The 20,504-nt window shown below is 60.8% G+C and carries 16 protein-coding genes and 2 pseudogenes; 6 read left to right on the top strand and 12 right to left on the bottom strand.

Annotated features, from left to right (window positions below):
- Positions 1-308: 308 nt before the first annotated feature.
- Positions 309-1,829: an outer membrane beta-barrel protein gene (locus QD409_RS15845; RefSeq protein ID WP_092850811.1), complete on the bottom strand. Its 1,521-nt coding sequence runs from the start codon at positions 1,827-1,829 to the stop codon at positions 309-311.
- A 195-nt stretch (positions 1,830-2,024) separates the two neighbouring features.
- Between QD409_RS15845 and QD409_RS15840 the strand changes: the two genes are divergently transcribed.
- Complete coding sequence (locus QD409_RS15840; RefSeq protein ID WP_092850809.1) at positions 2,025-3,020, top strand: KpsF/GutQ family sugar-phosphate isomerase; 996 nt, start codon at positions 2,025-2,027, stop codon at positions 3,018-3,020.
- On the opposite strand, the gene QD409_RS15835 is transcribed toward QD409_RS15840, so the two are convergent.
- Entirely contained in the window at positions 3,021-3,479 is a 459-nt protein-coding gene (locus QD409_RS15835) for an NfeD family protein (protein WP_092850807.1), read from the bottom strand.
- A gap of 1 nt (position 3,480) precedes the next feature.
- Positions 3,481-4,497: an SPFH domain-containing protein gene (locus tag QD409_RS15830; protein WP_092850805.1), complete on the bottom strand. Its 1,017-nt coding sequence runs from the start codon at positions 4,495-4,497 to the stop codon at positions 3,481-3,483.
- 314 nt (positions 4,498-4,811) lie between these two features.
- Between QD409_RS15830 and QD409_RS15825 the strand changes: the two genes are divergently transcribed.
- The gene (locus QD409_RS15825) at positions 4,812-5,720 is read left to right on the top strand and encodes a S1C family serine protease (protein WP_092850850.1); all 909 of its coding nucleotides are present in this window, start codon (positions 4,812-4,814) and stop codon (positions 5,718-5,720) included.
- Between the two features lie 33 nt (positions 5,721-5,753).
- Here the strand turns inward: QD409_RS15825 and hemH are convergent, their stop codons facing one another.
- The 9 genes from hemH to QD409_RS15780 form a co-directional block, all read right to left on the bottom strand.
- The gene (hemH, locus tag QD409_RS15820) at positions 5,754-6,788 is read right to left on the bottom strand and encodes a ferrochelatase (RefSeq protein ID WP_092850798.1); all 1,035 of its coding nucleotides are present in this window, start codon (positions 6,786-6,788) and stop codon (positions 5,754-5,756) included.
- Positions 6,789-6,885: 97 nt separating this feature from the next.
- A complete protein-coding gene (locus QD409_RS15815) occupies positions 6,886-9,006 on the bottom strand; it encodes a 5'-nucleotidase C-terminal domain-containing protein (protein WP_092850794.1) in 2,121 nt (706 codons plus the stop codon).
- 117 nt (positions 9,007-9,123) lie between these two features.
- The gene (locus QD409_RS15810) at positions 9,124-9,453 is read right to left on the bottom strand and encodes a hypothetical protein (protein ID WP_092850790.1); all 330 of its coding nucleotides are present in this window, start codon (positions 9,451-9,453) and stop codon (positions 9,124-9,126) included.
- A 27-nt stretch (positions 9,454-9,480) separates the two neighbouring features.
- Positions 9,481-9,867 carry a hypothetical protein gene (locus QD409_RS15805; RefSeq protein ID WP_092850785.1) on the bottom strand — a complete coding sequence of 129 codons (387 nt, stop codon included), beginning with the start codon at positions 9,865-9,867 and terminating at the stop codon, positions 9,481-9,483.
- A gap of 181 nt (positions 9,868-10,048) precedes the next feature.
- Positions 10,049-11,500, bottom strand: coding sequence for a homospermidine synthase (locus tag QD409_RS15800; protein ID WP_430763058.1), 1,452 nt, complete (start codon positions 11,498-11,500; stop codon positions 10,049-10,051).
- A 238-nt stretch (positions 11,501-11,738) separates the two neighbouring features.
- Complete coding sequence (locus QD409_RS15795; RefSeq protein WP_092850780.1) at positions 11,739-12,023, bottom strand: YciI family protein; 285 nt, start codon at positions 12,021-12,023, stop codon at positions 11,739-11,741.
- A gap of 4 nt (positions 12,024-12,027) precedes the next feature.
- Positions 12,028-12,669 carry an aminotransferase class IV family protein gene (locus tag QD409_RS15790; protein WP_092850778.1) on the bottom strand — a complete coding sequence of 214 codons (642 nt, stop codon included), beginning with the start codon at positions 12,667-12,669 and terminating at the stop codon, positions 12,028-12,030.
- On the bottom strand, positions 12,654-13,814 hold the full coding sequence (locus QD409_RS15785; RefSeq protein WP_430763057.1) for an aminodeoxychorismate synthase component I: 1,161 nt from the start codon (positions 13,812-13,814) through the stop codon (positions 12,654-12,656). The genes QD409_RS15790 and QD409_RS15785 overlap by 16 nt, the downstream gene beginning before the upstream one ends.
- 280 nt (positions 13,815-14,094) lie before the next feature.
- Entirely contained in the window at positions 14,095-15,942 is a 1,848-nt protein-coding gene (locus tag QD409_RS15780) for a M3 family oligoendopeptidase (RefSeq protein ID WP_430763056.1), read from the bottom strand.
- 221 nt (positions 15,943-16,163) lie between these two features.
- Between QD409_RS15780 and QD409_RS15775 the strand changes: the two are divergent.
- From QD409_RS15775 to QD409_RS15760, 4 genes and pseudogenes are all read left to right on the top strand, one after another.
- Positions 16,164-17,415: pseudogene (locus tag QD409_RS15775) on the top strand (sigma-54-dependent transcriptional regulator); the annotation flags it as partial.
- A gap of 107 nt (positions 17,416-17,522) precedes the next feature.
- Positions 17,523-17,744 (top strand): annotated as a pseudogene (locus tag QD409_RS15770) (helix-turn-helix domain-containing protein); the annotation flags it as partial.
- A gap of 175 nt (positions 17,745-17,919) precedes the next feature.
- Positions 17,920-19,890, top strand: a complete 1,971-nt coding sequence (locus tag QD409_RS15765; RefSeq protein WP_092850767.1) for a DUF882 domain-containing protein — start codon at positions 17,920-17,922, stop codon at positions 19,888-19,890.
- 286 nt (positions 19,891-20,176) lie between these two features.
- The gene (locus tag QD409_RS15760) at positions 20,177-20,500 is read left to right on the top strand and encodes a hypothetical protein (protein WP_430763055.1); all 324 of its coding nucleotides are present in this window, start codon (positions 20,177-20,179) and stop codon (positions 20,498-20,500) included.
- Positions 20,501-20,504: the final 4 nt, after the last annotated feature.

Here is a 20,504-nt window from a genome sequence, read left to right as displayed (position 1 = left end):
GCAACTCCACGGTCACCGATACGCCCGCTTCCGAAGTCTCGTGTGCGTCAGATGCCAGTGCCTGCTGGCTGCCGCCGCCCAGAACATCAAGAAGATCGCAATGGCCCTCACAAAGGCGCCAAAGCCAAGCATGGCCTGAGCAGATCAGGCCGTTTCAACAAAATCGAAACGCCACCTTCTCAAAAGCATCAATCCGCAAACACAAAACCCGCCGAAAATATCGACGGGTTTGTCAGCGGTCTGAGCCCGGCTATGCCGGGCTTTTTCATTGTAGAACCGGACAGGTTTCGATGGGGATCGCGGCGCGATTAGCGCTTCACCGTCAAGCCGACACCGGCCTGGAGCTGCCGCGTGTCGTCGCCGGCTTTTCTGGTGGTCAGCTGGTAGCCAATATTGCCCGTCAGATCGAGATAGCGGTTGATCCCCCAGGTCAGGCCGAGTGCTGCGTCATATTCGGTCTCGTCGGCCACACTGCCGCCGGAAGGATAATCACGCCAGATCGTTCCGCCCGTCACTTTGGCGGTGAGATCGTCGCGCAGCTGATGGCTCACGGTGCTTGTGAGGCGGTAAGCGGTATAGCCGCCCAGGCCGGGCGTGGTCGACGGTTGAACCGTGCTGGAAAGGCCGATGCTGACATCGGTGCCGCGCTGCGGCGACCAGGCGAGGCTGCCGTCGATCGTCGGCGAGTCGATCGAGGCAAGGCGCGCATCGTCGAATTCCGTATGCTGATAGCCGAAGCCGAGCTCGCCCTTCAATTTTTCGCCGAGATCGAATTCGACGCCGGCCTTGCCACCATAGCTCTGGTTCGAGCGGGCATAGCCGTTGCTGTCGCGCGTCTGGTCGTAAACCGCGACGCCGAGGTCGGCTTCTACGAAGGGAATGATCACCGGCGAGAGCTCGTAACCGATGCGGCCGCGCCATGTGCCGGCCGTCTGGTCGCGGTCGCTGAGTGTGACCTGGGTCCCGTCAGAGAGCACGGCATCGGAATAGACCGTTCGGGTCAGCGCGACGGCGGTCGTGCCGCGTAGCAGGCCGAAGTCACGTTCCAGCGAGAGCCCGGTGGAGAACTGATTGACGGCGGACTGTTTCGAAGCGCCGGCTATGGCGTTCGGGTCGTTGGTATCTTCCCGATAGAATTGGTAGCCGGCGGTGACGTGGGCGGTGGTGTTGGCGGGAAGGTCGAGCCGCAGGTCGGCATTGATCGTGACCACCGGCTGTTCCGCGCCGGCGCCGCTGAGGTTCTTCTGCCAGACGCCTTCGCCGGTGATGGTCAAGGCGTGCCGATCCCAATCCGATGTCAGCGTGCTGCGCAGGTCCGTCTGCAGGAAGGTGCGGTTGTTCTCGGTGGAGCCGGTCTTATTCCGCTCCATATTGATGGACTGATTGACCGAGGGGCGCAGGGTGAACGTGCCGAGCGGTATGCCTTGCGCATCGGCGCGATCGGGATGCGCTCGCGTCCTCAAGCCATCGATGGCGGGCTCGCGTGAGTTGACGCGGCGCAGATCGTCGCCGAGCGTGGAGCCCGTCGTGGTCGGATCGACGCCCTCGAGGCGAAGGCGCATGTTCGGTGGCGCGTCCGCATTGGTGCTGGAGACCTGGTTCGCGGACTGTGCCGCCTGCGCATCGGCTGCTGATGCTGCCGTCCGGTCGGGCGCAGTGCTTGAGCTCGGTAGTGCCAACGGATCGTCGAGGCCTTGGTCAGGTGCGAGTGCCTGGGCGTCGGCAGACATCGGCGCGGCGAATACGACACTCCAGCCCAGCACGGCGGATGTCGCCCATGCCGTCAGCCGGAGGGCACTTTTACCCGCCTTGTTCTTGCCGATGTTCATGTTGTCTATATCTGACCTTGCTGGAAATGCATAAATCCTTACCCAAGTGTAAAGCCGTGTGGTTAACGCTTGGTTGCTGAAGAGCGGTTGTGCGGATCGCAGCGGCAATATTATCGAGGTCGAGCAGTGCACCGCGCTGTTGGCACAGGTCGATCTACGGTGGACAGATTTGCGGAAAAGCGTTAGGCCTCCCTCATGAATAAGAGAGCTGTGAAATTCGTCGAGAACGGCGCGATCGAGTCCGCGATGCGAACGATCGAGACCGAAAGACGGGGTATGGAAGCGCTGGAACATGCGCTGAGCGACGGTCTGGCCGAGCCTTTCAGCCGCGCGGTGGAGATCATCGGCGACATCAGCGGCCGCGTCGTTATCACCGGTGTCGGCAAGAGCGGCCATATCGGCAACAAGCTCGCCGCAAGTCTGGCCTCCACAGGCACGCCAGCCTTCTTCGTCCACCCGGTCGAGGCCAATCACGGCGATCTCGGCATGATCACGCAGGACGACGTCATCATTGCGATGTCCTGGGGAGGTGAAAGCGCCGAGCTGCGCGGCATCATCAGCTATTCCCGCCGCTTCTCCATCCCGATGATCGCCATCACCGCCGGCGAGACCTCGACGCTCGCGCGTGAGTCGGATGTGGTGCTGCTGCTGCCCAAGGAGCAGGAAGCCTGTCCGCACGGACTGGCACCGACGACATCGACGCTGCTGCAATTGGCCATTGGCGATGCGCTGACCGTGGCTCTGCTAGAAGCGCGCGGCTTCACGGCCGAGGATTTCCGCACCTTCCATCCTGGCGGCAAGCTGGGTGCCAGCCTCTCGCATGTCGCCGATATTATGCACAAGGGCGACCGCGTGCCTCTGGTTCGCCTTGGCACCGGCATGCCGGAAGCAGCGATGACGCTCTCAAAAATGCGTTTCGGCTGCGTCGGCGTGATCGACGACGACGGCTGTCTGTGCGGCATCGTCACCGATGGCGATATCGCCCGCAATCTCGGCACCAGCCTTGCCGATATGCGCGTGGACGAGGTGATGACCCGCAATCCGAAGACGGTGAAGGAAACGACACTGGCGACGAGCGCCATGGCCGTGCTCAATCGCCACAATATCTCGGCGCTTATCGTCATCGATGACGCACGGCGGCCGATCGGCGTCGTGCATTTTCACGATCTGCTGCGGATCGGTGTGGCCTGATCAGACGGGTTCGACCGTGAGCTCTCGACCGTTGCTGGCGACGATCTTGACGCGGGTGCCGACCGGCAAGTCCGGCCCGCTGACCGTCCAATAGGTATCGTTCAGGCGAACGCGTCCCCGGCCTTCCTTGATCGGCTGATCGAGCGTTGCCGTGCGCCCGACCAGGCCGGCGCTGCGCTGGTTCAGGAAGGGCTCGTCCGTGACTTGGTTGTTGTTGTAGAGATAGCGGCGGCCGAGCAGGGTGACGATCACGGCCGTAGCGGCAAAGACAAGTCCCTGCACTTGCCAGACCCAGAAGGCACTCGTCCAGAAGAGCAGCGACAAGGCCCCGACGATGATGGCGGCAAGCCCGATCCAGACAAGGAAGAAGCCCGGCAGGATCAACTCGGCGGCAAGCAGCACCAGACCGACCAGCCACCAGCTCCAGGGACCGAGCTCGACGACGAGACTGTCGAACATCTCAGCTCTCCTTTGATGTCAGCGGATTGATCGACGGCGTGGTGCGTGTGGAGCCTGAGCGCGGACGGGAAGGCTGCGGCGCGCCGTTGCCGTCGCCATTGTCGCCGAAAACTTCGCGGGCGATGGCGCCGATACCGCCGAGCGAGCCGATAATGGCGCTGGCTTCCATCGGCATCAGCACGATCTTCGAATTGCCGGCCGAGCCGATCGCGGTCAGGGCTTCGGTATATTTTTGCGCGATGAAGTAGTTGATCGCCTGCACGTTGCCTTCGGCGATGGCTTCGGACACCACTCGGGTCGCCTTCGCCTCGGCCTCGGCCAGACGTTCGCGGGCCTCGGCATTGCGGAAGGCCGCTTCGCGCTGACCTTCGGCCTGCAGGACGGCGGCCTGCTTGGCACCTTCTGCACGCAGGATCTGCGCATTGCGCAGGCCTTCCGCTTCCAGAACCTGGGCACGCTTTTCACGCTCGGCCTTCATCTGCCGGCCCATGGCGTCGACCAGATCTTTCGGCGGCTGGATGTCCTTGATTTCGACGCGCGTCACCTTGATGCCCCAAGGTTCCACCGCCTCATCGACCACGCGCAGCAATCGCTCGTTGATGGCGTCGCGGTTGGACAAAAGCTCATCCAGATCCATCGAACCCATGACGGTACGGATGTTGGTCTTGGTGAGGTTGAGGATCGCGGTTTCGAGATTCGTGATCTGATAGGCGGCCTGCGCCGCATTCAACACCTGGAAGAAAGCCACCGCATCGGCGGAGACGCTTGCATTGTCCTTGGTGATGACTTCCTGGGTTGGAACGGCCAACACCTGCTCCATCACGTTCATCCGGACGCCGATCGTGTCAATGAAGGGCACGATCAGGTTGAGCCCCGGTTCCAGTGTTCGGATATAGCGGCCGAAGCGCTGGATCGTGTACCGATAGCCCTGCGGCACGGTCTTGATGCCCGCAAACAGCACCAGGATGACCAAGACCACCAGGGCAATCACAACAATGCTGAAACCACCGACCACCATCGAACTCCTCCATGGACGCGCCCGCCTGCAGCGGGGGCCGCGTCGCGTAAATCGCCGCCGTTCTGCCTCTAACGCTCGGCCGAGCATAGGAGGCAGCAGCTCAATCAGATGTGGTGGGTTAGCATGTTCTCGGCAAGTGAGGAATGGGGCTGCGACGGGTGTTCAAGCCTGCCGCGGCGGCATGGTTCGATCAATCTATCGCGATCAAGGTCTTGCGCCGGACGATTGATCTTCATACCTTATCAAGTGAATTTCCGGCTCCGCTGCCACGCAGCCTTTCGAGCCAAGCCATTGCGGATCATCGGGGTGAGGCTATGAACATAGATAGGACCTTGCGGTCGGTCGTGGCCGTACACGCGTCAATTCCGGAAGATGCTTTTACGGCGACAACGCTCGGCATCCGCAGGGAAGGCAGCGGTGTGGTCATCCGGGGAAACGGCCTGGTCTTGACGATCGGCTATCTGATCACCGAAGCGGACGAGGTCTGGCTGACGACCAATAGCGGTCGCGTGGTGCCTGGCCATGCCCTGGCTTACGATCAGGAAACCGGGTTCGGCCTGGTGCAGGCGCTCGGCCCGCTCGACGTGCCAGCCCTCGAATTCGGCGATGCCAGCAAGGCGGAGATCGGCGATGAAGTTGTCGTCGCCGACGGGATCGGCCAGTTCGTCGAGGCGAAGATCGTCGCCAAGCAGGAATTCGCCGGCTATTGGGAATATCTGCTCGACGAGGCGATCTTCACGGCACCGGCCCATCCCGCGTGGGGCGGAGCTGCGCTTCTCGACGAGGATGGCAAGCTCCTCGGCATCGGTTCGCTGCACCTGCAGATGGCGACCCAGAATGGTGACAGTGCCGACATCAACATGATCGTGCCGATCAACCTGCTGATTCCGATCCTGGACGACCTGATCAAGCGCGGCCGGGTCAACAAGCCGCCGCGGCCTTGGCTTGGCGCTTTTTCCGCGGAAAGCAACGGCGAGGTCGTCGTCATGAGCGTCACTGAAGGCGGGCCTGCGGCCAAGGCAGGGTTACGCCGGGGCGACGTCATTTCCGAGGTTCGCGATGGGGAGGTCGACGGGCTCGCCGATTTCTACCGCAAGATATGGCAGAGCGGACCGGCGGGCGCCGAGATCCCGATGCGGGTGCTGCGCGACGGCCGCGAGGCTTGGCTGCGCGTCAAATCTGGCGATCGCGGCAGCTTCCTCAAGAAGCCGCAGCTTCAATAGACCTGCATCGCCGGCATTGCTGCCGGCGGGTTCTCAAACCCAGCCGAGCAGCTCTCGCCGCACGACCTTTTCCAGCACGTTCATGCCGTCTTCGCTGTCGTTAAGGCAGGGAATATGGGTGAACTTGTCGCCGCCATTGTGATGGAAGGATTCGGCTGCCTGCTCGGCGATCTCCTCCAGCGTCTCCAGGCAGTCCGAGACGAAGCCCGGATTGAGCACGGCGATGCGCTTGGTGCCGTTTTTGGCCAGCTCTTCCACCGTCTTGTCGGTGTAGGGTTGCAGCCATTCCTCCGGGCCGAAACGGGACTGGAACGTGACCGTAAGCTGATCCTCTGAAAGACCAAGTCTCTCGCGCAGCAGGCGGCCGGTCTTCTGACAGAAGCAATAATAGGGGTCACCCAGCTTGAAGTAGGACATCGGTATGCCGTGGAAGGAGGCGAGGATCTTTTCGGGCTGCCAGTCCAGCGTCGAGAGGTGCCGGGTCACGGAGCTGGCAAGCGCTTCGATATAAGTCTCGTCGTCGTGATATTGCGGCACGGTTCGGATCGCCGGCTGCCAGCGCATCGTCGCCAGCTTTTCGAACGCCTTGTCGTTGACGGTTGCCGTCGTTGCTGCCGCATATTGCGGATAGAGCGGAAAGAGCACGATGCGCTCGCATCCCTCATCCTTCAGCGCCTGGATGCGGTCTGCGATCGAGGGCTGGCCGTAACGCATCGCCCAATCCACCCGGACATTGGGCAGGTCGCGCAGGCGCTCGGCCATCAGATCGGACTGGTTGCGCGTATAGGTGCGCAGATAGCTTTCGTTCTTCTCCTTGTTCCAGATCGTCTCATAGGCCTTGCCGACCTTCCGCGGTCGGGTGTTGAGCACGATGCCGAACAGGATCGGGTACCATTTCCAGCGCGACCATTCGATGACGCGGCGGTCGGTCAGAAACTCGCGCAAGTAGCGGCGCATCGAGGCATAGTCGGTGCCGTCGGGTGTTCCCAAGTTGATGAGCAGCACGCCAACCTTGCCGTATTTCACGCTTGGGTGATCGGACGGAAGCGCGGTCGGGTTTGCTGTCATCGATTGAATTCCTCTCAAGATACGAAGCACTTCACATAGGAACAAAAACCGGCCCGGGGAAGCCCGGACCGGCTGGGATATGCGAGACAAATCGTCCTTACTCGGCTGGAATCCTCAACTTTTCGCCGACCGACAGATGATGCGGCTTGATGTTGCGGTTGGCGGCCAGAAGCTTGTGCCATTGCTTGGCGCTGCCGTAGTAGGTCTTGGCGAGATTCCAGAGAGTGTCGCCGGCGACGACGACATGCGTCGTCGGTGTTTTCGGCGGTTCGCTGACCGTGGCTTGCGGCGCGGCGGCTGCCGGAGCTGTGGCCGCCGGTGCGGAAGCGGCCGGCGTTTCAGCCGCGGGAGCCGGTGTTTTAGCCGCGGGGGCTGACGTCGCAGGCGCCGACTTTGCCGGATCCGAATTTGCCGGAACGGTTGGTGCAGGCGTCGGGTTTGCCGGCATGGTCGTGCTTGGCGTGGTCATGGCGGGAGCCGAAGAGGCAGGCGCCGCTGCGGGCGCGGCGGCGGTGCTTTCGGCAGCGGCCGGTGCCGGCTTTTGCTCCGGTGCGGCTTGCGGCTTGGTATCGGCGGGCTTTGCCGGCTCCGGCTGTGCTGCCGCCTGAGCTGGGGCGACCTGAGTTACGCGACCGTCCGTATAGGGCTTGTAAGGATTGTGCGCGGCAAGATAGTCGGCGACCACCGATTCCAGATTGGGGCCGAAATCATAGGCATTCTTGCCATCCTTGGCGAAGACCGTGTAGCCGTCGCCGCCGGCGCGCATGTAGTTGTTGCTGACGACGCCGTAGGTCTTTTCCGGGTCCAGCGGCTTGAATTCCGTGCCTTCCTGCACCTCGACGGATACAAGACGGCTGCCAGCGGGCTTGGATTTGTCGAAGCTGTATTTGAGACCGGCAACCTGCGGGAAGCGTCCGGCACCGTCGTCGATCTGGCTGAGGCCGTTTTCGAGCGCTGCCTTCACGCCGGCACCGGTCAGCTGGAAGGTCGCGACCGTGTTCTGGAAGGGCAGCACGGTCAGCACGTCGCCCATGCTGACGTCACCGGCGCCAATGGAGGCGCGCAGGCCGCCGCCGTTCTGGATGGCGATGGAAATGCCTTGCCCCTTGGTGCGGTCGAGCATCGCGTCGGCGACGAGGTTGCCCATCGAGCATTCCTGCACGCGGCAGATTTCGCGCGCGCCCTCGATCGGAGCCTGCGAGTTGCCAATGACCTTCTTGCGCAGCTCTTCGATCGGCTTGGCCATTTCCTGGACGCGGGCGGCAATGGCGGGGTCTGGCTTGATGGAGGCATCGAGCAGGATCGGGTCGCCCTTGGCGTCCTTGACCGCGCCATTGTCGTCGAAAGTGACGACAAGATCGCCGAGATATTTGCTGTAGGACGCGGCCTGAACCACCGGCACTTTGTAGCCTGCCGGATTGTCGACCATGGTCGGATAGGGGCCGGCCGCCTTCGGATCCGTATTCGACAGCAGCGTATGCGAGTGACCGCCGACGACGATGCTGACACCGGCGATCTTGGCAATCTTTTCGACATCGCGCGGATAGCCGACATGGGTGAGCGCGATGATCTTGTTGATGCCTTGTGACTTCAGCGCGTCCACCTCGGCGCTGATGGCGGCGGCATCGTCGGTGACTTTGACATGTGGGCCAGGGGAGGCGACTTCGGGCGTTTCGGTGGTCACGGCGCCGACGATGCCGATCTTTTGCCCGCCAATGTTGAGAACGATCGATTTCTTGATGCGATTGCCAAGCTTCGACTGGTCGTCGATCACCAGATTGGCAGTCACGACGGGGAACTGGGCCTTGTCGAGGAAGGCGGCAAGCGGACCTTCGCCATCATCAAATTCGTGATTGCCGACGGTCATGGCGTCGATCTTCATGTCGTTGATGAACTCGACTTCGGCTGCTCCTTTATAGGTCGTGTAGAACAGGGAGCCTTGGAAATTATCGCCGGCGTCGAGCACCACCACATTCTGGCCGGCAAGAGCTGCGCGCCTCTGGTCGATGGCGGCTTTCAGCCGCGCCGCGCCACCGAAGCATTCGTTCTTGGCTTCCTCGGCTGCGGAGCAGGTCGAATCGAATTTGTTGATCGACTCCACGCGCGAATGGAAATCGTTGAAGTGCAGGATATTGAGCTGATAGTCCGCGAAGGCGGCGCTGCTGCTGAGCGCCAGCAGCGTGGCGGCCAAAAGACCCGCTCCGAAGGGCTGCTTCATCTGTCTCTCCTGTTCGTCGTTGCAATCCGGTCCGCCCATGCCCCATGGCGGTCCCTCGCGAATGTTTTCATCACGGCGGAGCGAGTGCAAGCAAAAGCTGTTGGCTTCATTAGGATTTTACGAGGAGGCGCATGCCTCGATGGAGGCGCTTCCATAGGACTCCCGTAGTGCCGAGGCAACCTTCCAGCCGAGGGAGCAGAAAACGAGCAGGCAGCAGAGTGCTGCGACGACATGAAAACGCCGACGGCGATCCCGATAAAGCAGGATCGCGCCGGCGCCATAGATCAGCAGGGCTGGCACGGCGTACATGAGAACGCTCATCGGCCCGTCGCAATCGAGTGCCTCGATGCCTTGAGCCCGATAGCTGTTGACGGGAACGACCATCGCCAGAAGGGCGACGGGCAGGGCTGCGATGAGGGCCAGATAGAGAACCATCATCCCGCGCATTGTGCCCTATCCGTCCGCCCGGGCCGTTCAGCCCTGGCGATTGAGAGAGAAGTGTCCGCCCGTCTCGGAGGTGCAGTTCAGTTGACCTGGGTTCGCCATGAAGCAATTCACCTTGGAGCTGGTGCGCTTGATGTTCGAATAGAGATTGATCTGGATCACGCCAGAGGGGTCGGTCGTGTAGGTTCCCGAAGCCATCTGCTGGTTCGTGCCGTCGGTCGTGTGCGTCTCGAACCGACCGGCATTGAACGTCGAATTCAGGCCGTTTGAATCGGCCCAGCTGCCTTCTACCGAGTTTGTCCGCGACTGTGCACCTGAGTTCATTGTCATCGGAGGCGGTCTCGATCCGCCGAAATCGACACAGGCGGACAGGGCTGCTGCGGCAGCAACGAGGGAAAGGGTGGTTCTGAGCTTCATAAAGGTCTCCCGCGATGAAGGGCGGAGTGGTGTCGTGTCGGTTGCGAGAAAGATGGCGCGGCTATTGGGTTAAAGCAAGGCGTCAGAAGGCAACTGCTTGATTTATCCCGCTTGCGTAACAAAAATGCCCGCACGACCTGTGCGGGCATTCGAGCATTGCGTTTCGCGAATGCTATTCCTTTTAGCGAACGAGGATGTTCTTGAACTGCCAGGGATCCTTCGCGTCGATGTCTTCCGGGAACAGGCCCGGACGGCCGTCGAGCGGGGTCCAGTCGGTGTAATGACCCTCAACCGGACCGAGATAGGGCAGCTGCACTTCGAGGCAACGCTTGTAGTCGATCTCGTCGGCTTCGACGATGCCGGCGGTCGGGTTTTCGAGTGCCCAGACCATGCCGGCGAGAACGGCCGAGGTCACCTGCAGACCGGTGGCGTTCTGGTAGGGAGCGATTCGGCGGGTCTCTTCCAGAGACAGGCGCGAACCGTACCAGTAGGCGTTCTTGTCATGGCCGTAGAGCAGCACGCCGAGTTCGTCGATGCCGTCTTCCAGTTCGTCCTCGTCAAGAACGTGGTGAACCGGCTGCGGGGTGCCGCCATTGCCGAACATTTCGTGCAGCGAGAGCACGGCATCGTTGGCGGGATGGTAGGCATAGTGGCAGGTCGGGCGGAAGGTGACTTTGCCGTCCTTGTCGCGGACCGTGAAGAAGTCGGCGATCGAGATCGATTCGTTGTGCGTGACCAGGAAGCCGTACTGCGGGCCAGGCGTCGGGCACCAGGTGCGAACGCGGGTGTTGGCGCCCGGCTGCTCCAGATAGATGGCGGCTTGGCAGCCCTTCTTGTGCTTCTTGGCGTTCTTCGGCATCCAGTTTTCATGGGTGCCCCAGCCGAGTTCGGCCGGCTGCAGACCTTCGGAGATGAAGCCTTCGACCGACCAGGTGTTCCAGAAGACGTTGAGCGGCTTCGGATGCTTGGTGCGCTGCGTGTCGCGCTCGGCAATGTGGACGCCCTTGACGCCGACCTTCTTCATCAGCTTGGCCCAACCTTCGCGGTCGTGCTGATCCGGCTCTTCGAACTTCACGCCGATATCCTTGGCGAGGTTGACGAGCGCCTGCTTGACGAACCAGGAGACCATGCCCGGATTGGCACCGCAGGTGGAAACGGCCGTCGAACCGCCCGGGTTCTTTTCCTTTTCCTTGCGCATGGTTTCGCGCAGCGCATAGTTCGTGCGGTCGGCGTTCTTCAGGCTCTTGTCGAAATAGAAGCCGAGCCAGGGTTCGACGACGGTGTCGATGTAGAGGACGTCGAGCTTGCGGCACAGCTTGACCAGATCGAGCGAGCCGGTGTCGACCGAGAGGTTGACGCAGAAGCCCTGGCCGCCGCCTTCCGTCAGGAGCGGCTTCAGGAGATCCTTGTAATTGTCCTTGGTGACATATTCCTGGATATGACGGACGCCATGCTTTTCCAGGATCGCCAGGTGCTCGGCATCCATCTGCGGGTCGATCACGACCATCCGGCTCTTGTCGAATTTGAAATGGCGCTCGATCAGGGGCAGGGTGCCGCGACCGATGGAGCCAAAGCCGATCATTACGATCGGACCGGTAATTTCGGCATATACCGGATAGTTGTGTTTCGTCATTCTTTTCTCCTTCGAAAGGCGGGACGCCGTTCGGTTCACGAAATTCAATCAGAGTTTGCGCTAAAACGCGGGGTGAGCGGCTCTAATCATAATTTGATGTCACAATAAAGAGCTGTTCAGGGTTAGCCGGGCAAAGTCAAGTGCGGCCAACATACACGCCATATGCGACGAGTTTGTTGCCTTCAAGGTTGGTTTTCGCTGACCAAAGCGGAATAGGGTTAGAGGCGTCTCCCGTCAATCAGGCTCTCAAGGTTTCCAATCCGTCGATGACGGTGGTGAGGGCGATTTCCTGAACCTCATAGGCGGCGACGCCATGGATGGTGAAGGGATCGGAGGCGACATAGGCTTCCAGATCGGCGCGATCGCCACGGGCGAAGATGACGCCGCCGGTGCGCGGCACCTTGCGGCCCGACGCAAGGAACCAGCCCTTGGCATATCCTTCCTTCACCCAGGCCATATGCGGCTCCATGTGTTTGTCGGCTTCGTCATTGCCCTTGAGGTAGGTAAGCGAGAGAATGAACATGCAATCAATTCCACAGGAGTTGCGCGCGGATCAGGCCGCGCAGGGAGTTACCGACATAAAGAGTGCGATCTTTCAGGTCGTCGAGCCGGATGCGTCCGACACGGGCCTTGCGCTGGCAGATCAATTCCGTGCGCAATACGCCGGCAAGCAGGCCTGAGGAGATCGGCGGCGTGCGCAATATCTCCTGGCCGTCATCAAGGAAGACGGAGGTGATCGTGCCCTCGCAAACCTCGCCCTTCTCGTTGAGCAGCAACACCTCGTCCGCCTCGTCGGGGCGATATTCGGCGCGTGCCACTTCATAAACCGCCCGGCGCGTGGTCTTGACGCGCAGAAGCTTGTCGGCGGAATCGAGCCGGGTTGCGGCGATGCGGACGCGCCAGACGATATCGGGCGGCAGCGGGGTAAAGGGGGCCGTCGTTACCGCCGTTTGTCCCTCGCGATCCAGCGTCAGCCGGACCCTCAAGGGCGCGTTGGCGCCGGAAACCGCATGCTCCAGTTTTCCAAGCACGTTTTGCGGAGCCGAGAAACCAAGGCGGCGGGCGGAGCGCTGCAGTCGGGCGAGATGCAGGCGCAGACGGACGAAGCCGGTTTCCGGCTCGTAGCGCAGCGTCTCGATCAGGCAAAAATCCTCTACCGGTCGATCCATCGGTCCCCCACGGCGAAGCGCGCCTTGAGGAGGCACTCCTCATATTCCGCTTCCGCCGTCGAATCGAAGACGATGCCTCCGCCGACATTGAACACCGCACGGCCGTCTTCGAAAAGCGTGATCGTGCGGATCGCCACCGAAAAACGCATGGCGCCAGTCGGCGAGATCATGCCGATCGCGCCGCAATAGGCGTCGCGTGGACTGTCCTCGAGCTCATGCAGGATTTCCATCGCCCGCATCTTCGGCGCGCCTGTGATAGAGCCGCAGGGGAAGAGTGCTGCAAAAAGGTCGCGGATTGTCATGCCGGAGAGCAGCTTAGCCTGCACATGGCTCACCATCTGGTGCAGAGTGGGATAGGTCTCGATCTCGAACAACTTGGGCACTTCAAGCGTGCCGACCTCGGTGACGCGGGAGATGTCGTTGCGCAGGAGATCGACGATCATGCGGTTCTCCGCCTGCGTCTTTTCGTCGGCAAGCATCGCGGCGATGATCTCGTCATCCTCAGCGGCATTCGCTCCGCGCTTGGCCGTGCCCTTCATCGGATGCGTCTCGATCCAGCCTTCCTCATCGGTCCGGAAGAAGAGCTCCGGGGAGCGCGACAGGATAATCGGTCCGCCGAGTTCGACGAGCGCACCGTATTTCACGGGCTGCCGCTCGATCAGCGACCAGAAGGCCGCCCGCGCGTCACCATTCCAGCGGGCATGGATCGGCATGGTGAGGTTTGCCTGATAGCAGTTGCCCAGGCGGAGATGCTGGTGCAGCCTCTCGAACCTCTCCTTATATATTGGGAAATCCCAGGCGGCTTTCGGCTCGGTCAGGAATTCCTGATTTTCGCGGCGCTGCATGGGTTCGCTAAGCGGATGGTCGTCAGCCGCCGGGGCGTCGAAAACCCCGAAGCAGAGCAGTGGCGCTTCCCGGTCCTCTTCAACGAAGGCCGCAAGCTTTTCCTCGAAGAGATAGCCGGCTTCATAGGCCATATGGCCCGCCAGCCATTTTCCATCCTGCCTGGCTTTCTCCAACCGCTCCAGCGCGTCGAAGAACTGCGCACGCGTGCGGGCCGTAATGATCTCTGCGGGATCGGCAAAGATCATCATCTGTCCTGTGCTGTCGTCCCTGAAGAGGACGTAGTGTCGGCTGTCGGCCATGCGCGGATTTTAGTCCAGTTTTTTGTTCAGTCGATCTCAGGCTTGATTGCGCCTGATGCGTCTTCGCGCATGGCCTCTCACCCTAACCCTCTCCCCCGCTTGCGGGGAGAGGGAGTTACCGCAGCCACTCCCCGTGATTTGAACGAGGACAGTGCGGCTGATGTTGAACCGGTTCCCTCTCCCCGCAAGCGGGGAGAGGGTTAGGGTGAGGGGCTACGCGCGGCGGTGCTGCTATGGCGAAAATACCTGACCTGTTTCTTCTCAGAGCAGGCGAGAGATCTCAGTTGCTATCTAGCGCTTCCAACTCGTCGATCAGCCCTTCGATCATCGACAGACCCTTGCTCCAGAACGACGGATCGGTGGCATCGAGGCCGAAAGGCTTCAGGAGTTCGGAGTGATGCTTGGTGCCACCGGCCTTCAAGAGCTCGAAATACTTGTCCTGGAAACTCTTCTCGGCATTGCGGTAGACCGCATAGAGCGAGTTCACCAGGCAATCGCCGAAGGCATAGGCGTAGACGTAGAAGGGCGAGTGGATAAAGTGAGGGATATAGGCCCAGTAGGTCTCGTAACCCTCGGAGATCCTGATGGCCGGGCCTAAGCTTTCGGCCTGTACCGAGAGCCACAGCTCGCCGATATTGTCTGATGTCAGCTCGCCGCTCTTGCGGGCGGTATGCAGCTTGCGCTCGAATTCGTAGAAGGCGATCTGGCGCACGACCGTATTGATCATGTCCTCCACCTTCTGGGCGAGCATTGCCTTGCGTTCGCGCTTGTCGCTAGTCTTGTCGAGCAGGGCGCGGAATGTCAGCATTTCGCCGAAGACGGAGGCGGTTTCGGCCAGTGTCAACGGCGTCTGGCACATCAGCGCGCCCTGGCCGCCGGCCAGCACCTGATGCACGCCATGGCCGAGTTCGTGCGCCAGCGTCATGACATCGCGCGGCTTGCCCATATAGTTGACGAGAACATAAGGGTGGGCAGACGGCACTGTCGGATGCGCGAAGGCGCCTGGCGCCTTGCCGGGACGCACCGGCGCATCGATCCATTCCTCGTCGAAGAAGCGCTTGGCGATATCAGCCATTTCCGGCGAGAAATTGCCGTAGGCGGAAAGAACCGTGTCTTTCGCGTCGCTCCAGGGGATCAGCGCATTGGGCGTTTCCGGCAGCGGCGCATTGCGGTCCCAGAAATTCATCTGTTCCATGCCGAGCCACTTGGCCTTCATCTTGTAGTAGCGGTGCGAAAGCCGCGGATAGGCGTCGCGCACGGCGGCGGCCAATGCGTCCACCACTTCGCGCTCGACGCGGTTGGCCAGATGCCTGCTATCGGCGATATCCTCGAAGCCGCGCCAGCGGTCGGAGATTTCCTTGTCCTTGGCGAGCGTGTTGGTGATGAGCGTGAAGGTGCGCAGGTTGGCCTTGAACGTTTCGGCAAGCGCCATGGCCGCCTTGCGGCGCACTTCCGGATCCTGCTCCTGCAGCATGTTCAAGGCGACTTCCAGCGGATGCTCCTCGCCGTCGATCTCGAAGCGCAGCTCCGCCATCGTCTCGTCGAACAAGCGATTGAAAGCGGCGGCGCTCGTCATGGATTTTTCCAGGAACAGCTGCTCCAGCTTGTCGTCCAGCTGATGCGGCTTGTCCTTGCGCAGATCGACGATCCAAGGGCGATAGTGGCCGGCGGCGGGGTCGCTCGCCATGCAGGCGTCCATCGTCGCGTCGTCGATGCGGTTCAGCTCGAGCGGGAAGAACAGCAAGTGAGCGGCGTAATCCGTCAGCTTCGCCTGAACGTCGCCATAGAGCTTGCCGTTGGCCGGATCGATAGTATTGGAAAAATAGGTGAGTCCAGCGAACGAACCGAGGCGGCCCATGATATCGTCTAGCGCCTCATATTCCCTGATGGCGGCGCCGATACCGGCGTCGCCGGTCTTGTTGGCTGCTTCGGTGAGCTTTCCCTTCCACTTTTCCTCGAAGGCGATCGACATCTTGCCGGCCTTCTCCATGTCGCCGACAAAGGCAGGGGAGGTGGAGGAGGGATAGAGGTCGCTGAGCTTCCAGGCGGGCAGATCTCCAAGAGCGCTGCTCGCGGCAGCCTGGCTTGCGGAGAAATTAAGGGATTGACGGAGCGAGGTCGGGCTCATGGGCGATATTTCCTCTGCTTTATTATTTCGAAACGTCCGGTCCGATCGTGTCTATTCGGCCGGAAAGCCTGCTGCAAGGCCTGATTTTCCTACACCGACGGGTTGAATCACAGGCGCTGTTACATTCGTCATAATGATTAAAATGCGATGATTTGGCAAAACTTCATGTTCAAGCCTTTCTGCGAATGTTCGTGTCAGGTTTCGCATGAAGTGAGGCACCAATGACCGTTTATAATAGCGCCAAGGGTGGCGCGCAGATTCTCGTTGTTGAGGATGATCCGATTCAACGTCGTCTGCTGAAAAATGCTATCGAGCGGCACGGACACGTTGCCCATCTGGCGGAGAATGGCCGTTTCGGCCTTGAAGTTCTGAAGCGCAACAGCGATCAGATCAGTGTGATCGTGCTCGATCTCATGATGCCGGAAATGAACGGCATCGAGTTTCTGAGCGCGCTGAACGATATGGGGATCGACCTGCCTGTCATCGTGCAGACGGGGCAGGGCGGCATCGATACGGTCGTGCAGGCCATGCGGGCCGGCGCCTTCGATTTCGTCGTCAAGCCCGTTTCGCCGGAGCGCATTGCAGCGTCGATCGCCAATGCTCTGAAGCTCGACCAGCGCGAGGCAAAAGCCCGCGCCGGGCGCAAGTCGCGCTCCAGCGCCATCAGCTTTGACGACATCGTCTCGGCAAGTCCCGCGATGATGCGCGTGATCGATCTTGCGCATCGTGCGGCGCAATCGAATATCCCGGTTGTGCTCGAAGGCGAATCCGGCGTCGGCAAGGAGCTCGTTGCGCGCGCCATCCAGGCTGCCAGCGACCGCGCCGGCAAGCCGTTCGTGACCGTCAACTGCGGCGCGATCCCACACAATCTGGTCGAAAGCATCCTGTTCGGGCATGAGAAGGGCGCGTTCACCGGCGCGACCGAGCGTCATGTCGGCAAGTTCATGGAAGCCGACGGCGGTACGCTGTTCCTCGACGAAATCGGCGACCTGCCGCTGGAAGTCCAGGTCAAGCTGCTGCGCGCAGTGCAGCAGGGTGAAATCGAGACCGTTGGCGCGCGCGTCGCGCAGAAGGTCAACGTCCGGCTGATTTCGGCGACCAACAAGGACCTGATCGAAGAGGTAAAGGCCGGTCGGTTCCGCGAGGATCTCTACTATCGCCTCAACGTTTTCCCAATCACCATGCCGGCGCTGCGCCGCCGCAAGGAAGATATTCCGCATCTGGCACGTGCCTTTGCCGATCGCTTTGCGCTTGAGCAAAAGCTCGACTATCCGCTCTCGATCAGCAACAGTGCGCTTGCTCTGCTGACGGCCTACGACTGGCCGGGAAATATCCGCCAGCTTGAAAATGCCGTCTTCCGGGCCGTCGTCCTGTCCGAAGGGCCGGAGCTGCTTGATAGTGATTTTCCGCAAATCGCGGCACAATTGCCCGGCTATTTCGCCAATGAGCATCCGACCTTAGTTGTGGATAATTCGCAGGCTCACGCCGCGGAAGTTGCAGCCGGAGAGCGAATGGAACGCGGCATGCGCGTCGTCTCATCCGATATGACTGCAACCTCTGCGCTTCCCGTCGGCGATGCCCTGTCGACCGGCTCCGACAATGTCATAGTCAGTACAAATACTTCAGGAGATGTACGAAAACTGGCGGATGTCGAGGAAGAGTTGATCCGATTCGCCCTTAAATTCTATCGGGGGCAGATGAGTCAGGTCGCGAGGAAACTCGGGATCGGGCGCTCGACTCTCTATCGCAAGTTGAAGGATTACGGGATAGACCCGGATGACCCGCAAAAAAGCGCCGCATGAAGGAAAGCTTAACGTTTAAGCAAGCATATTTTGTTACCCGTCGTAAAGCACTTGTTAGTGCATCGTTCACCATGTATGAAGAGGGCGATCATGTGTGGCATTTTTGTCATCGTGTCACCGCAATTGACAGCCATTTGGAACACGATGCGACATTGTCTGTCGGACGGGGATCGAATTGCCGAATTTGAGTGGAAATACCAAGCCTAAAAGCTTGAGCGGGTTTTCTGCGTGCTCGGACTTATTTCGCAAGGTGGCCAAGGTTGCAGCCGTTGGCCTCCTTGCTTTGGCTGTTTCTACCCCTGTATTCGTTAGCACACCCTCCCAGGCTGGCGGTGAAACCCGCAGCCTGAAGATCTATTACGTCCATACCGGCGAAAAGGCCGTCATCACCTACAAGCGCAATGGCAAGTTCGATCCGGATGGCCTGGAAAAGCTGAACCGCATTCTGCGCGACTGGCGCAAGAACCAGCCGACCAAGATGAACCCGCGCCTGTTCGACCTCATCTGGGAAGCCTACCGCGAAAGCGGTTCGCACGAATTCATCTACGTGATCTGCGGTTTCCGGTCTCCGGGCACCAACGAGATGCTGCGCACGCGCTCCTCCCATACCGGCGTTGCCAAGAAAAGCCAGCACATGCTCGGCAATGCGATGGATTTCTATCTTCCGGACGTCAAGCTTTCCAAGCTGCGCGAAATCGGCATGAAGCTGCAGGTGGGCGGCGTCGGCTATTACCCGACATCTGGCTCGCCCTTCGTGCACATGGATGTCGGCGGCGTGCGCGCTTGGCCGCGCATGGATCGCCAGGATCTCGTCCGCCTGTTCCCGAACGGCAAGACGATGCACATTCCTGCCGACGGCCGTCCGCTGCCGGGCTATCAGGAGGCCGTGGCTGACTACAAGCGCCGCATGTCGTCGGACGATATCCAGATCGCCAGTTCTTCTTCGCCGCGGCGCGGCTTCTTCGCCCGCCTGTTTGGCATCGGCGGCGGTGCTGATGAAGAAGAGGACAATGCAGAAAGCGGAACGGCGGCAGCACCGGTGGCTGTTGCTTCGGCTAGCCGCAAGGGCCAACCGGCTCCGGCCGCGAGTGATGATGGCGACGACAGCAGCCCTGTCCAGACGCAACAAGCTGCTCAGCCCCAGGTTCAGGTTGCGAGCATAAACGCACCTGTTCCGCAGGTTCGTCCGGCCTTTGGCAATCAGCCGGCTGGCAGCGAAGTCGCCTCCGCTCTCGTATCGCCGCCGCGCAACGATGCGCAGGCTGCGCTTGCTGCAGCCATGCCGGATGCGGACGAGCAGCAGCAATATGCCGATCTTCGCTCCTATCGCGTGCCGGTGCCGTCCTTGCTTGAGCGCCGTGCGCCCGGCGATGCCGAAGTGGCGTCGGCCGAGGCTGACATGAGGGGCCAATTGGCGGCCGTGCCTTTGCCGGCACAACGTCCTGAAATTGCGGAAAATCTTTTGGCTTCCGCCAATGCCGATCAGGAATCCCTCGACGACCAGGCCGATGCGAATACGCTTTCGCCTGCGATCGTTGCGGCCCTGGAGCAGAGCCGGCCCGATCGATCGGTTGCCAGCGCTGAAGCTCCTGTAAACCCGCCGCTTAACGACGTCGCGTCGAAGGATCAGATTGCGCCGCCGAGCAATGGCGCTGCGGGTGGTAACGATGCCGCGCAGGCGATTGCGTCGGTCCTGCCGCAACAGAGACCGGCGCAGCAGATGCCGATGCAGGTGGCCGCACTGGCGCCGATCCGCAATGAGGTCAAGGCCAGCAGCCGCCGTTTCAATGACAGCTTCGATGCGGCAAGGCCGCAGGAACGTCCGATTGCCGCCGGTATCGCAGCCAAGGGTGGACGACCGAACAAGCAGGATGCCGTTGACGCAGATGCCGGCCACGCCACGATCACGACGGCACCGAGGCTGACCGAAAAGATGATTTCCCAGTGGGCGATCGCAAAGGCCCGCGTCGAGATTGCCAACCGTCCGGTCAAGGCGCCGCGTTTCGTAAGCCCGGCACTCCGTGCCCAGCCGACAGCCGTTTATACCGATGGCTTCAAGATGCAGACGGCTTCGATCGACCCGGAACGCTTCAGCGGTTCGGCCGTGAATTTCCTCCAGGTGAAGAAGTTCAACTCGGTCGAATAGACCCTTGCATTCCAGAACGCGTAGCTTGAGGGGAGCCCATTCGGGCTCCCCTTTGCATTTCGAGGCAAGATTTCGGCTTCAGCAGGATCAACGTGGGAGCATGTCGCCGCGCCCCATGCGCTTTCCGATGCAAAGCGCATGGCTTGCTCCGGTTATTGCCTGTCGCCAATAGCCCTCGATCTTTCTGGTTGCCGTACGATTTCATCTATTTGGCATTATTATTGACTCAATTTTCATTCATATCCGCAGCTGCACGGCATGATAGAAAGGCGGGCGTTTTCAATTTATGCGCAAGACGGCGGTCATCATCGGCAACGGAAAGCTGCATCGCGATCTATCCGAGATCGTTGACAATGCGGAGTTCACGATGCGCCTCGAGGAACCAAAGGCTTCTGCCGGCATGAGTGGCTCACGCACGGATATCCTCATGCTCGCAGCGTCCAGCAGACGGATGCCGCGCCGATTGATCGATCCGGCATTCCTGACCAGCGCCACCTTCCGAGCCGCCAAGAAGATCGTTCTTGCCTATCACCCCCATATTGTCGGCAAATATCGCCGCAGGTCTCGCTTCCTCTCGCGGCTGAAGGGCGGTCGCAAGGGCGATGGATGATGCG

This window comes from Rhizobium sp. BR 315 (genome assembly GCF_050577975.1).
Classification (GTDB): Bacteria; Pseudomonadota; Alphaproteobacteria; order Rhizobiales; family Rhizobiaceae; genus Rhizobium; species Rhizobium miluonense.
The sequence above is the reverse complement of the archived record's forward strand: the minus strand, read 5'-3'. Positions and strand labels throughout refer to the sequence as shown.

Bases quoted from the DNA above. Each gene is read 5' to 3' on its own strand.
- QD409_RS15790 (WP_092850778.1), bottom strand. From the start codon at position 12,669: ATGGATCGACCGGTAGAGGATTTTTGCCTGATCGAGACGCTGCGCTAC.
- hemH (WP_092850798.1), bottom strand. From the start codon at position 6,788: ATGACAGCAAACCCGACCGCGCTTCCGTCCGATCACCCAAGCGTGAAA.
- QD409_RS15805 (WP_092850785.1), bottom strand. From the start codon at position 9,867: ATGAAGCTCAGAACCACCCTTTCCCTCGTTGCTGCCGCAGCAGCCCTG.
- QD409_RS15840 (WP_092850809.1), top strand. From the start codon at position 2,025: ATGAATAAGAGAGCTGTGAAATTCGTCGAGAACGGCGCGATCGAGTCC.
- QD409_RS15810 (WP_092850790.1), bottom strand. From the start codon at position 9,453: ATGCGCGGGATGATGGTTCTCTATCTGGCCCTCATCGCAGCCCTGCCC.
- QD409_RS15800 (WP_430763058.1), bottom strand. From the start codon at position 11,500: ATGACGAAACACAACTATCCGGTATATGCCGAAATTACCGGTCCGATC.
- QD409_RS15830 (WP_092850805.1), bottom strand. From the start codon at position 4,497: ATGGTGGTCGGTGGTTTCAGCATTGTTGTGATTGCCCTGGTGGTCTTG.
- QD409_RS15795 (WP_092850780.1), bottom strand. From the start codon at position 12,023: ATGTTCATTCTCTCGCTTACCTACCTCAAGGGCAATGACGAAGCCGAC.
- QD409_RS15785 (WP_430763057.1), bottom strand. From the start codon at position 13,814: ATGGCCGACAGCCGACACTACGTCCTCTTCAGGGACGACAGCACAGGA.
- QD409_RS15780 (WP_430763056.1), bottom strand. From the start codon at position 15,942: ATGAGCCCGACCTCGCTCCGTCAATCCCTTAATTTCTCCGCAAGCCAG.
- QD409_RS15845 (WP_092850811.1), bottom strand. From the start codon at position 1,829: ATGAACATCGGCAAGAACAAGGCGGGTAAAAGTGCCCTCCGGCTGACG.
- QD409_RS15815 (WP_092850794.1), bottom strand. From the start codon at position 9,006: ATGAAGCAGCCCTTCGGAGCGGGTCTTTTGGCCGCCACGCTGCTGGCG.
- QD409_RS15760 (WP_430763055.1), top strand. From the start codon at position 20,177: ATGCGCAAGACGGCGGTCATCATCGGCAACGGAAAGCTGCATCGCGAT.
- QD409_RS15835 (WP_092850807.1), bottom strand. From the start codon at position 3,479: ATGTTCGACAGTCTCGTCGTCGAGCTCGGTCCCTGGAGCTGGTGGCTG.
- QD409_RS15825 (WP_092850850.1), top strand. From the start codon at position 4,812: ATGAACATAGATAGGACCTTGCGGTCGGTCGTGGCCGTACACGCGTCA.